Origin of the sequence: Nostoc sp. (genome assembly GCF_036917975.1) — a bacterium.
In the GTDB taxonomy this organism is placed as follows: Bacteria; Cyanobacteriota; Cyanobacteriia; order Cyanobacteriales; family Nostocaceae; genus Nostoc.
In genome coordinates this window covers 26383-40501 of sequence record NZ_JBALEJ010000049.1, presented here as the reverse complement: position 1 = coordinate 40501, position 14119 = coordinate 26383, and the positions used below count along the sequence as shown (strand labels likewise).

Below are 14119 nucleotides of genomic sequence, written 5' to 3'. Positions count from 1 at the left end.
GGGTGGGCAACATGAGCGCCCAGCTTATGCAATTTAAATATGGAACAGCTTACGTTCTAGGGGCGCACACATGTGCGCCCCTAATGAAACCTATTTAGCAGCGAAGTAGGCTTCTAATGCCTCAGAACCACCAATTAATTTACCATCGATAAACACTTGGGGAACTGTTGTCGCACCTGTAACCGCTCGTAACGAGCGTGTGGTGATATCCTTGCCCAAGGTAATTTCTTCATAGTTAATGCCATGTTCCTTGAGCATTGCCTTAGCGCGCGCACAGAAGGGACAACCAACTTTTGCAAACAGCGAAACTACTTCGGGCTTCACTGCTTGGGGGTTGATGTATCTGAGGATTGTTTCAGCATCGGACACCTTAAAGGGATCTCCTGGTTCCTCTGGTTCAATAAACATCTGGTTAATTACACCATCTCTCACCAGCATAGAATAGCGCCACGATCGCTTCCCAAACCCCAAGTCTGATTTATCTACCAGCAGACCCATGCCTTCAGTAAATTCACCATTACCATCAGGAATTAGTGTGACATTTTCTGCTTCTTGATCCTTGGCCCATTCGTTCATCACAAAGGCATCATTCACAGAAATACAGATAATGTCATCGACACCATTTTCTTTGAAAACCGGAGCCAATTCGTTGTACCCAGGGAGATGAGTTGATGAACAAGTTGGGGTATAAGCACCTGGTAAAGAGAAGACAACCACTGTCTTATTAGCAAACAATTCATCAGTTGTCACATCCACCCACTGGTTATCCTTGCGAGTATGAAACGTGACATTGGGTACTCTTTGTCCTCGATGATTGGGTAACATAATTTTGCTTGCCTTTAGTAATCAATTCCAGTCATAACCTATCATGAGAGAACTGGTACAATGTAACTGTCAATCGGCTAAGAAACTTCATTAATGAATGGAGCGATCGCAGCTACAAATTCAGTAGTTGATTCATAAGGTAAAACATTACGCCCATTTATTTTTATACCTCGACTTTGAGGCAAACAAGCAAGGTAGTGAGCCAAAAGTTCATCTGGCGTTTCTTTTTTATTGTCTTGGCTAATACTCGATGCAGTTTCCCCCACAACCGTCAATGTTGGTTGCTCAATAGAGGCAATAAAACTAGTATAATCATCTCGCCAAAACCCTGCTAAAAAAGAAAACACTGCATGGCGACTAGCAAGATTTTCTGCACCTGCAACCAATGTATTTAACCACTCTGCATCCACAGCATTTTCAGAAGCAAAGAGTTGACGAGTCGAGAAAGAACGTAAAAATTTTGGGGTGCGTGCATAGCGATAAAAAGGACTTCCAAAAGGCGAATCTAAGACATTCCAAAGGAATTTTTCTTGCCATTTTGGTGATTTATTTGTCATTAAAGCCCACGCTGGCGGCCCAGAAAGAACCAGTCCAGCAATTAAATTTGATTCCTTTTGGACTAATTGGATTGCAACTGGCAATAAAGCACCTTGTACTACTACAATTACAGGTTTTTGCACTACTTCTTGTAAAAAGTACTGCAACTGTTCTGCCCAATCACTAGGAGTGTAAGCCAGATGAGGCATATCACTTTCACCACATCCTAGTAAATCAGGGTTGTAAATTGAATTTCGTTGACCTTTATTATACCACTCACGACAAAATCGCTGCCAAAATTGCCGCGATAATCCAACGCCAATCGGGTGAATTAGCAGTAAGGGAACGCCCTCAGATGTTGTATTAATTGGTTGATGAACTTCGTAGGCACAACGATAATTCTGCCAACTATAAAACTGGCTAGGAGATGCTGTTAAATTGGTTGTTTTTGCTACAGCAGATGGTTGCATAATTCCTAGTTGTTAATACTTACTAAAAAATCATCTGTGGATGAATCAACTCGTATCCAGCTTCTTTGAGTTTTTCATTGGATACCCAAGCATTATATGGGCGGATACTCTTGACAGAAGTATCCCATTTAACCTTGGGTAAATTATGTTTTTCAAATAAGCTATCTAACAAGTCTCGGCTAGTAAGATGTGCATCATCGACTAAATTGTAAATTCCTTGTAAACGACGGTGACGGGCAAATTCTATCGCACCAACAATATCATCTAAATGAATCCAATTGGTGATATCTTCGCCACTGCCCGGACGGGTTGTACCAGAGTATCTGCTAAATATCTTTACTAGTTCCCTGCCGGTTCCATAAATTCCTCCTAAGCGGAAGATACAAACACGGAGATGTTCGCTAGATGCTGATAGCAATATCTCCTCTGTTTTTCTAAGAATTTGTGCATTTAAATTAGCGGGTGCAAGGGGTGTTTCTTCATCTACCCATACACCATTTCTGTCACCATAGACAGCATAGCTTCCTGTGTATATTAATTGTTTCACACTCTTAATTTGCTGCAAACATGAAACTACAGCTTGGGCAGTTTGTAGATAAGTCTCTTCATAAACTTCTCCATTTTTTGCACCAATACTCAAAAGTACAACATCTTGATTGTGCAAAACTGATTTTAGACTATCTATGTCATTACCACAGGTAACTACAACTCTTTGAGATACTGATTTTAGTGCAGGTAGACGCTCAGGAGAAGTTGTGGTTACACTGACAGCAAAATTCATATTTTGCTGCCAATATTGAGCAACTTTATAACCAACATAACCACAACCAATGATTGCAACATTCATGACAAATTAGACACAAATAAATTAAACTACTCATTGAGACAATATTCTCAATTAAAGCACTAGACGCAAATAAATTTAACAGTCCAGAGCTAATAGTCAACAGTTAATAGGATAGAAAATTTTACCTAATGACCAATGACCAATGACTATTTTGCTAATTCCTTCTCAATTATGGCAATTATTTCTGGTGAATTTGGCTGCACACTACTATTAAATCGAGCGACTACTTCACCTTGCTTATTAACTAAAAATTTTTCAAAGTTCCAAGCAACAGTTCCCGTTGGTTTAACGGCTTTGGTAAGTCGCTCATAAAGTGGATGCTGCTGTGAGCCTTTGGCATGAACTTTATCGAATAGTTCAAATGTAACACTATATTTGCTCGTGCAGAATTGCACAATTTCTTCATTGCTTCCTGGTTCCTGCGCTCCAAAATCGTTACAAGGGAACCCCAAAATACGTAACCCTGCTTCTCTATACTTCTGGTTTAGCTTTTCTAACCCCTCGTATTGAGAAGTATAACCGCAGTAGGAAGCCACATTCACAATTAAGAGTACCTTACCGGTGTACTCATTTAATTGTTTATCCTCACCGTTAATGGTCTTGACTGCAATATCCGAAATTGTGTTACTCATCTTGAATCTGATTTATAGGGAATATTGCCAAGTCTCCCATATTACAGGTACTCTCAACCCAGTTTCTTTGTGAGGCTGCGCCAAATTTTCTTTCTTCTTTGTGTCCAACTCTTACGAGACGCTGCGCGAATGCGCCCTTTGCGGTAGCCTGCGGCAAGCCGCTTTGCGTCTACGTTCCTCATATAGTTTGGCGCATCTTCATACAGAATTGGTATAAACCCACTTTCTTTAAGGAAATTAAGTTTTTTAGCCTTCTTAATCCTACTATTCTACTGAACCGTAGCGATATAGCGGTTCCCACTCAAATGCGGTACAAAATTATATCGCAAGGTGTAGGGGCAATACCCTGCGGGAAGCCGCAACTCTTGGAGACGCACTCGCGTTCGCGTCTACATGAATTGCCCCTACGGGTGTACCTCACGTGAATGAGAACCGCTATAATACTCCGGCAATACTCGTCAATTCCATAATTTTCTCAAACTGAAAATCATGAGCCAAATTCTTGATGAAATTTCTTAATACAGCATTTTCAGAAGGGATTTGCTCAATTAATTCTAAAATCAAATCATCACTACATTGGGCTGCGGCAGTGTACAAATGTTTCACCCATTCCGGTGACATTGCAGATAAGAGAGTTACTAAATCGGTGAGCGTCAACATTAATTTTGAGCCTTCTTCTTTTGGGTTTGTTAGCTGATAGCTTTCTTCTTGATAAATATATTGAACTCCTAAATATTCGCTTAATTTTTCTAGTAATTGTTCTTCGCGAAAAGGCTTATTAATATAATCATCACAACCTGCTTTGATTATTGCTTCTCGTTGTTCTTCAAAGGCATTAGCAGTTAAAGCAATAATAATAGTTGTGCGATTTGGGATTGAGGTTTCTTCTCTAGCTTTAATAATTCTTGTGGCTTCATAGCCGTCCATAATTGGCATCCGCATATCCATTAAGATTAAGTGTGGTTGCCATTTCTGCCAAAGTGCGATCGCTTCAGTACCATTTACTGCTTCCTGGACTGCAAAACCAATGGATGTCAGAATTTTCACTAGCACTAAACGGCTATCTGTAGCATCATCAACCACTAAAATTCGGTATTCGCTTTGAGCGGGAGCTAAACTAATAACTTGACATCTAGTTTTTTTGACCTGGATTTCGCTAGCTGTGGCTAGATTAATTTGAATATCAAAAGCAAATTTACTTCCCTCGTCAATAGTGCTGGCGACGCTAATATTTCCCCCCATTAGTTCCACATATTTGCGGCTAATTGCTAAACCTAATCCTGTTCCCTGTTGCGATTTTCTTCCGGTTTCAGTTTGCCCAAAAGCTTCAAACAGTAAGTCAATTTCTTGTGGCGCAATACCGCAACCGGTATCTTGTACCTCGAAGATTAGGGATTGGGGATTGGGGATTGGGGATTGGGGATTAGGGATTGGGGATTGGGCATTGGGCATTGGGGATTGGGGATTAGGGATTGGGGATTGGGGATTGGGCATTGGGGATTGGGGATTGGGGATTGGGCATTGGGGATTGGGCATTGGGCATTGGGGATTAATTATTCTTCTCTGCTCCCCAGTCCCCAGTCCCCTTTCCCCAGCCCCCAGTCCCCTTTCCCCAGTCCCCAGTCCCCATTCCCCAGTCCCCATCCCTACCCGCAACGTTACCCTTCCAGTATCGGTAAATTTGATGGCATTTCCCAGGAGGTTAAGTAAGACTTGGCGCAGTTTACTTTCATCAGCTTGGATGTACTGAGGGAGACGGGATGTATATTCAAAGACTAATTCTAATCCTTTGGAGGTGGCACGGAAGCGCAACATTTCTTCGAGGTTTTCCAAGAGGCGAGTTAAGTCAAAACTGTTGAGATTTAATGTTATTCTGCCGGCTTCGATTTTAGACATTTCCAAAATGTCGTTGATTAAGTTGAGGAGATGTTCGCCAGCACGATTGATGATTGCTAGATTTTGCTGATGTTCAGTGGATAAAGTATGATCGTGGCTCATGACTTGGGTAAAACCAAGGATGGCGTTAAGTGGGGTACGCAGTTCGTGGCTCATGTTGGCGAGGAATTCGCTTTTGGCACGGTTAGCGGCATCAGCAATGATTACTGCTTCTTGCAATGCTTGTGACTGTCTTTGAGTTTGCGCCAGCAATTGTGCCTGCTGTAGCGCAACACCCAATTGATTGCCAATTTGAACCACAATGTTGATTTCTTCTGGTTTCCATTGGCGGGAATCGGAATTTTGATAACTCGCCAGTAATCCCCAAAGCTGACTACCATACAAAATGGGTACAATAATGTAGGCTTTGGCCTGAAAGCGCTCTAAAAGGTTGATATAAGCAGGATGAAAGTCAGCGTTGTAAATGTCTGGGACACAGCGAAAACTTGTACCTGGGGTTGCTTGCAGATCGCGGACTTCCACTTGGTTATCTGCATTACCCAAAATTTTTGCTAGGCAACGGCCATCTTGTAAGACACCCTCTGTGAGATCAGGATGATTGTTGTGTTCTTCTATGAGAGAAATCCAACCATTACCCACCGACTCGGCGACAAATTCGCCATTCCAGTGGGGATTGAAACGATAGACAACAACCCGATCGCAGTCGAGTACTTGCCGTAATTCTTCGGTTGTAGCTGCAAATATCGTCTCTAGATCCAGTGTTTGGCGCATTCTTTGAATTACTTGGGCGATCGCTCTTTCTCTTTCTGCACTCTCACACAAGGCTTCTTCTGCCAATTTTCTCTCAGTAATATCTGTAATTGTACCAATATAACCTTTGATTTCTCCATCATCTCCAAATTCTGGCAAAGCCTGACAAATTACCCAGAGAACTGTACTATCATTACGTAAGAAGCGATGTTCGCATTTATATGTTGACTTAGCAGCTGTTGCTTGATTCCATTTCAACAACAACTGTTCGAGGTCATCTGGATGTACAGCATTTACCCAACCTCTTCCCAGAGACTCTTCTATACTGTATCCAGTAATTTCACTCCAGCGTCGATTAAAATATAAGGCGTTGCCATTAATATCAGTGTGAAATATACAAGCTGGTGAGGCTTCTGCTAGAAGTTGATATCGTTGCTGACCTGATTGCAAAGCTAATTCTGCCAATTTGCGATCGTTAATATCTGCCCAATAACCAACCCATTCGATGGGGAAGTTAGCTTCGTCACGAATTAATCTCATCTTTTCGTAGAACCAGTGATAAGTTCCGTCAACGTGTAACCAACGGTATTCGTAAGAAATGTACTCCTGCTCAACAAAATGGGAAAATTTGTCCGAAATCAGTTCAATATCTTGGGGATGGACGTGATCAAGCCAAAAACTGGAGTTATTCATAAATTCTCGCGCTTCGTAGCCCACCATTTCTTTAACGTTTTCACTAATAAAGGTAGTGCCAAAATCTTCTGATGTTTTGTTACTATAAATGACCACAGGGCTAGAGGTGAGCAGATATTGTAGGCGTTCGTTGGCTAAACGCAGTTCTTGTTCGACATGTTTGCGATAGCTAATTTCTACTAAAAGTGTGCCGACACCAGAGGGGCGATCGTCTTCACCAAGAATCGGAAAATAAGAAGCTAAAAAGTGGCGGATAATATCTGGTTCTTTAACTGATACGCCGCTTAATTCTTGATTGATAATGGGTTGACCAGTCAACAAAACCTGTTGATAAATTGGTTCCACTAGAGGGGCGATGTGAGGTAAAATTTCATAGATAGTTTGGCCAATATGATCTTGCTGAGGTACTCCATTAATCTCTGCCAGCAGTTGATTGATTTGCACAAACCGCAGTTGTTTATCTAAAATGTTCATACCGACGGGGGCACTGCTAAAAAAGGCATTGAGACGAGCTTCTCTAAGTGCTAATTCTTGTTCTAGGGTTTTGCGCTCAATCAACCCACCCAACTGAGCCGCAACAGCACTGACTAGCAAGAGTAAACGCCGATCCACCAATACTGAGCTACGTTTAAAAAATACTAAAACAGCTAATACTTGGTTTCCAGCCACTATGGGAACACCAAAACCAGCTTTTAATCCTACCTTGGCTGCTTGTTGCGATCGCAAAAAAATTGGCTCTGTAACTTTAGAAACATCTTCTATCCATTCTGGTTCCTCGTTTTGCCAAACTCTTCCTGGTAGTCCCACTCCCAGAGCAAATTTGATCGCTTGGCTTTGGCGGGAAAATTCTGCTAAACTACACTCCTCACTGTACCAACCTAGACTGTGTTTTAAAACAGTCCCATCTTCATTAGGTATCCATGCTTCACCAAAATCCCAGCTAATGGTCTGACAAATTAAGCGCAAAACTACTGCTAAGGCGCTTTTGACATTACTGGCGCGAGTGATAGCTTGGGTTGTCAACAGCAGTAAACGGCTTTCATTTTCTGCCTGCTTGCGTTCAGTAATATCTTTTGCTGTGCCCAGTACGTACCAGTCCCCATCAATCTTAATCATTTCTGCACTCAACAGTGTTGTCCTGATTTCTCCTGTTGTAATGCAGACATCAATCTCAAAGTTGCGGATGGCTTTTGTTTGTTGCAAGATATGGGTGAGAAAATTATATTCTTCTGGATTCACCCAAAAATTTAATTCTTCATCGGTGCGATCGATCACCTGAGAACGAGAATAACCAAAAAACCGACAAAAGCTGTCGTTAACTTCAATATAGCGTTTGTTGCGAACCGTAATTAAGGCAATTGGATCGGGAGATGACCGAAAAGCTGATGCTAACTTTTCTTCAGAAGCTCGTCGCGCTGCTTCTGCCCGTTGGCGTTCTTTTGCCTCCAACACTAAGGAGACTAAATTGCCTAAGGAGCGAGCAAAATTTTGGTCTTCTAGCGTCCAATGATGAGTAACTTTTACTGCCTGCAAACATAAAACTCCTACAGTCTTTCCTTCCAGCCGAATAGGTGTATCAAGTACAGAGGTAATGTTTAATCTTGAGTAAGACGCAGAAAATTCTTTAGTTCTGGGATCGGTATAGGCATCATCTGCGGCAATTGGTTCTTCTTGCTGCAAAGCTGCAAAATAAGCTGGATAGTCTGCTACTGATAAGGAAAGTCCTTGACTGTGTTGATTGCGACTACCTTCAAATAGATCGAAACACTGGATTTTCATGCCTGTTTTGTCATATAGCCAGACACTAGCTCGTTCCATGCCAATATTCTTAACAGCTGCTTCTGTAATTTTACTTAAAGCTGTTTTTAAATCACCCTGATAAAGTGTCTGATTTTGTGCCAGTTGGGTTAGCACTAGGTTATGATTGCGGAGCTTAATTGCGCTTTCTTCGAGTAATTTTTCCACTCCTCGACGCTGCGTAATATTACTAGCAGTACCCGTTATGCCTATAACTTGACCTTCTTCGTTGCGTAATGCGATCGCATTAAACATGAGATAAAGTAAAGTACCATCTTTAGCAACACAGGTAGTTTCATGTTGAAAGATCGACTTTCCCTGAAGAACCCGCTCAAACGCTACTTGATCTTCAGCAATTTCTGTAGGCGAGATGAAATCAGTCAAGACGCGCCCGATCATTTCTTGGGGTTCATAGCCATAAATCTGTTTGACTACCGGGTTGACAAAGGTAATTAGTCCATTAATGTCTACCGACCAGATCATATCCTGGGATGTTTCTACCAAGTGGCGATACTGAATTTCACTCTTCTTCAGGGCAGCTTCGACTAAAAGGCGTTCGCTTTGGTAAACTTCTCTACAAATGGCTTTACTAATGCTAACGGGAATTTCTTTAAAAATATCTTCTATTTGTCTGTTACGAATATTTAACTTAACTGCAACCAGTTGACGTTCTTTAATCTCCTGTTGCAGTTGAGCCTTTTGCTTTTTTAATTGTTTTTTCAGCCTTTGGATCGTGAGTTGATTTTGTACGCGTAATAAAACTTCTTTAGTTTGGAATGGTTGAGAAATATAGTCAATATTACCTAAATCGAAAACATCGGTTTTTTCAAAAAATTCATCTAAAGCACCGAAAAAAATTATCGGCATCTCTTGAGTTTTATCGTTAGCTTTCAACCTTTGACAAACTTCATAACCATTCATCTCCTGCATCAGATAATTTAGCAAAAGCAAGTCAGGAGGAGAAGCAATCGCCTTATTAATTGCCAATTGTCCAGAAATAACACTTTGCACCTGATAACCTTGGTGTTGAAGGATGTCTGATAAAAAATGTAAATTCTCTAAGTTGTCATCAACTAATAAAATTTTGATTTTTTGAGCATCCATATCAGTTCCTAAGTTAATTTTCAATCAAGAGTAATTTGTTGAATCAAACTGAACATGAAATTAGAAAGCAAAACTCTATCACCAGATTGTAAATAAAATCATCGTTCCTTACCACCATACTTCAGCATCGGGTGTATAGAAAAATTTCAGATTGAGCAGGATAACTTGTTAATACTGCCAAATCTCTGTGACGCAAATGGTTTGGCACTCACTGCTTATTCTTTTTCATTTACATCAAGCTACGTGCCGTGTATCTGTCAATACAATAATCAGCGATTTTAGCCCTTATGATTGGGCTAGAGCTTTTGACTAGAAGCGAGTGTAATTAAATTTACATTACGTAAAGCGGTTTAATTTATTATTGCATACTTACTTTGATATAGGACTCATATTTGATTTCTAAAATATACGTAGGGTGCGTTAGCCTTTGGCGTAACGCACCAGTTAACGATTTAGGTGCGTTAGGCTACGCCATAACACACCCTACAGATACTTAGATTTTTTCAGAAATCAAATCGCACCCCTATATCAGCTATTCTCAAGCTTTTCATCCTTTTTTTGTTTGATACGGTAAATCCAACCGATGCTTGTACGGTTTACCCAACTGTTTTGAGATTTTGATTTTATTAAATTACTTACTAGAGAGAAGAAATAAAGCTCCTCTCAAAAAAACTAGAGGTTCGAGAATTACTTAAATATCTGAAACTTCTAGATACCTCTAAAACTTTGTTTGATTACCCAAAATTGAATTAGAAAGTTAAGGAGAGATTGAAATATGGCACTCATTCGTTGGGAACCATTCCGTGAAATTGAGATTCTGCGTCGTCAAATGGATCAACTCTTCTCTGATTTGACCGTAGCCGAGCGCGGCAACTCTGAGATTTCTCCATCATCGAGAACAGCATGGGTTCCTGCTGTTGAATTACATGATAATGGTTCCGAGTTGCTATTAAGAGTTGAGATTCCAGGCATTGAAGCTAAAGACCTGGATGTTCAAGTCACTCAAGATGCAGTTTCAATTGTTGGCGAGCATCGTTACGAAAAGCAGTCCCAATCTAACGCTAAAGTTCATTCTGAATTCCGGTATGGTAAGTTCACTAGAGTAATACCTCTACCAACCAAAGTTCAGAATCAACAAGTTAAGGCAGACTTGAAAGATGGGATTTTAATTTTGACTTTACCCAAACTGGAGCAAGAGCAAAGCAAGGTATTCAAAGTCAATTTAGGTCAATCTCAAAGTGCTACAGCTTCTATAGAAGCCGGCAATGCTAACACACAACCCAAAATTACATCGTAAGAAAGTGTTCAAATTGCGTAAATTTTAATAGAAACCCCAGCTAATAAATTTAGCTGGGATTTTTATTTTTTTGACTCAGAATTGAATGGCACTAAGAAAAGCTCAAAAGCTTGTGTAGCCTCGTTCCCAGCCTCCAGGCTGGGAATGTATTTAAAAGAGGCTCTGCCTCTCGTCAAGCTACTGGAGGCGGAGCCTCCCAGAATGGGTTCCCAGCCTCCAGGCTGGGAACCAGTCAAGGCAAGGGCTGTATCTTAACTTAGTGCCATTCGACTCAAAATTATTTCAGCAAATTCAGGGAGAAGGTACTATTCCTCTTGTATATCAATCCAGATGCTACCTTCTTCCACACGAATTGGAAACACTGGCAATGTCTTTGGTTGTGAAACTAACGAGAGTACCTTACCTACACCAGGAGGCCAAGAACACCAATCTTTGACCTCACCAGTCCGCAGGTCAAAAGCACTGTGATGGAAAGAACAAACAATTGCCCCACTTTCGGTTATTTTCCCACTTTTCAGGGGTAATTTTAAGTGAGGACAGGTATTATCTACAGCATAAAGCTGATTTTCGTGATTCAAAAGCAGAATTTTCCGATCGCCAACTTTCACCACTTCTCGCGCACCTGGGGAAAGTGCTTCGACTGCCAGAACTTTAGTCCAACTCATTAGGTTCTCCTCTCCTAACATCTCTGCTTTCAGTTTCCCGCAATTGTTACCAATGCGATCGCCTTTCAGTACCAGAGAGTGGAGAAGGTTAACAATTCAAAATTCAAAATGACGCTCTCTACGAGACGCTAAAAGCGAACGCAGACTCGCTAACGCTGCGCTAACAAAATTCAAAAATAAAGTCAACAGATCGCCAACTTTTCCCGAAAGAGCGATTGTTAGTGAAATGCAAAAACTATAAAATCTTACATAAAATCCCATTTTTGTACTGAATAAACTTATTTCTGGGTAAACTAAATAAAGCGCTGACTGTCCCCGCATCATAAGGCTTGTGGGTTATCAAAGAGAATTTGAAGGGATATAAAAAATGATTAAGACAAGTTACGAATTTGACCAGTCTATCCTCCCCGCAGGATCTTCATTAAAGACTAATATTCTGCTACGTTTTCGTGTTGACATAGCTGAATCTCCCCGACGTAACCTTAACCTTTCTCTTGTAATTGACCGTTCCGGCTCTATGGCAGGCGCGCCCTTGCATCACGCCCTAAAAGCTGCTGAGTCTGTAGTAGATCAACTTGAGCCAAATGACATTCTCTCAGTAGTTGTTTACGACGATGAAGTGGACAGCGTTGTGCCACCCCAGGCTGTAACTAACAAGGCCGCACTCAAAAATTCTATCCACAAAGTTAGAGCAGGCGGTATTACCAATTTATCGGGGGGATGGCTCAAAGGCTGTGAACACGTAAAGACGCAACTCGATCCGCAAAAAATCAACCGGGTTCTGTTGCTGACCGATGGTCACGCTAATATGGGCATTCAAGACCCCAAAATACTGACGGCGACATCAGGGCAAAAAGCTGAGGAAGGCATTATCACGACTACCTTAGGTTTTGCTCAGGGTTTCAATGAAGACCTGCTGATTGGGATGGCAAGGGCTGCTACGGGCAACTTCTACTTCATTCAGAGCATCGATGAAGCAACTGAAGTGTTTAGTATTGAGTTAGATAGTCTCAGAGCAGTAGTAGGACAGAATCTCAAGGTGACATTGGAATTGGCTGATGGTGTCACCTTGGTTGATACCTTAAGTCTTGCTAAAGTTAGCCAAAATGATGCTGGTCAAGCTATCCTCACCTTGGGAGAACTGTACGAAGGTGAAGACAAACTCCTTGGTTTAAGTTTAGCGATCGCCAGCGCTCAAGTTGGTAATTTACCTGTGATGAAGCTGCATTACAGCGCCGATGTTGTGCAAGATGATGTTATTCAAAATATCTCAGGTACAGCAGATGTCATCGCCAAAATTGGCACCGTTGAGGAAGCCGCTTTTGCCTCTACCAGCCAGATCATTCTTGAACTGAGTCGCCTCACCATCGCTAAAGCCAAGGAGACTGCCCTTAGTCTCGCCGAATATGGCAAGCATCAGGAAGCGGAAGAAACCCTCCGTACCCTTGTGAAAGATTTGCGAGATAAAGGGTTAAACGAGAATTTTGAAATTGCTGAAGAGATCGATCAGCTTGAGTATTTCGCAGGTCGGATCGCCCAAAAAGCTCTAGGCAATGCCGGACGCAAAGAGATGCGCGATCAGACTTACCAAACGATGACACGCAATCGCAGCGATTTAGTGGGTCGCGGTGTGACTGCTGGCGATGAAGTGTATGCAATGCCGATTATCAATGAAGTTGGTTCAGGTGTTGAATTGCACTGCATTCGTGAAGGGGGTAAACTACGGGTGAAAGTCGTGTCTGAAGGCTACGATTCCACCAAAAACATCCAATTTCCTCGGGCCATTCGTGCCGAGGGGGCACGCTATGTTGTTGAAGGACTGGAACTTTCAAGCGATGCCACTTTCTACCGTGTACGTGGTAATATCACCCGTTTTGCTCAACCCGGCGAAACAGATATTTTTGTTGCCCCTAGACAATCGAATTTCACTAACACAGGTAAAGCTTCCAAAGGCCCCGCCAGTGCCGCCGATCTTCCCTCAACGGATAGTGTCGGAGACAGCATTTTAGTTCAGTGTGTCAAAGATGGCAGCAAGCTACGTGCGAGGGTAGTTTCCGACGGATATGAACCAGATTGGAACATGCGTTTTCCGCGATCGGTTCGGGAAGAAGGAATGCTTTACGTCGTTGATGAAGTCAAAACCGCACCCGATGGCAAGTCTTATATTGCCTGTGGTGAAATTAAGCGATTTGTTCAACCAACTTGAGTTGGGGATTGGGGATTGGGGACTGGGGATTGGGGACTGGGGATTGGGGACTGGGGATTGGGGATTGGGGATTGGGAAAATAAGTATATGGGTTCATACCCTAACCAAATCTTAATACTTCTCTACGAGAGGCTGCGCCAACGACTTCGCTCAGTATTAGCGTGAGTTCAATAAACCTCTCCCTAGCCTTGAACTTTAGTTCAAGTCTCTCCCTCTCCATTGGTGTCAACTTAAGCTAAAACCCTTTTCAAATCTCGTTTCCAGCCGAAGCCTGGAAATGCAACTCAAAAGCGGCTCTGCCGCCAGGAAAGAGAGGCGGAGCCTCAAAGACATTCCCAGTCTCCGACTGGGAACGAGGCAACGAGGCAATCTAAAAACTAGTTCTAGACTTGCTTTCACG

Annotated in this window: 8 protein-coding genes; 2 read left to right on the top strand and 6 right to left on the bottom strand. The window is 42.0% G+C overall.

What is annotated here, in order from left to right; genetic code table 11:
• Positions 1-90: 90 nt before the first annotated feature.
• The 5 genes from V7K76_RS21300 to V7K76_RS21280 form a co-directional block, all read right to left on the bottom strand.
• Entirely contained in the window at positions 91-825 is a 735-nt protein-coding gene (locus tag V7K76_RS21300) for a redoxin family protein (RefSeq protein ID WP_334779838.1), read from the bottom strand.
• 77 nt (positions 826-902) lie between these two features.
• Positions 903-1832, bottom strand: coding sequence for an alpha/beta fold hydrolase (locus V7K76_RS21295; protein ID WP_334951883.1), 930 nt, complete (start codon positions 1830-1832; stop codon positions 903-905).
• A gap of 22 nt (positions 1833-1854) precedes the next feature.
• Positions 1855-2679: an SDR family oxidoreductase gene (locus V7K76_RS21290; RefSeq protein ID WP_334779840.1), complete on the bottom strand. Its 825-nt coding sequence runs from the start codon at positions 2677-2679 to the stop codon at positions 1855-1857.
• A 146-nt stretch (positions 2680-2825) separates the two neighbouring features.
• Complete coding sequence (locus V7K76_RS21285; protein WP_334779841.1) at positions 2826-3311, bottom strand: glutathione peroxidase; 486 nt, start codon at positions 3309-3311, stop codon at positions 2826-2828.
• A 435-nt stretch (positions 3312-3746) separates the two neighbouring features.
• Complete coding sequence (locus tag V7K76_RS21280; RefSeq protein WP_334951886.1) at positions 3747-9551, bottom strand: PAS domain S-box protein; 5805 nt, start codon at positions 9549-9551, stop codon at positions 3747-3749.
• A 775-nt stretch (positions 9552-10326) separates the two neighbouring features.
• On the opposite strand from V7K76_RS21280, the gene V7K76_RS21275 reads away from it, so the two are divergent.
• Positions 10327-10848, top strand: coding sequence for an Hsp20/alpha crystallin family protein (locus V7K76_RS21275; RefSeq protein ID WP_334779844.1), 522 nt, complete (start codon positions 10327-10329; stop codon positions 10846-10848).
• 305 nt (positions 10849-11153) lie between these two features.
• On the opposite strand, the gene V7K76_RS21270 is transcribed toward V7K76_RS21275, so the two are convergent.
• Entirely contained in the window at positions 11154-11513 is a 360-nt protein-coding gene (locus V7K76_RS21270) for a Rieske (2Fe-2S) protein (protein WP_334779845.1), read from the bottom strand.
• Positions 11514-11880: 367 nt separating this feature from the next.
• Between V7K76_RS21270 and V7K76_RS21265 the strand changes: the two genes are divergently transcribed.
• A complete protein-coding gene (locus V7K76_RS21265) occupies positions 11881-13719 on the top strand; it encodes a vWA domain-containing protein (RefSeq protein ID WP_334951889.1) in 1839 nt (612 codons plus the stop codon).
• The last annotated feature ends 400 nt before the right edge of the window (positions 13720-14119 follow it).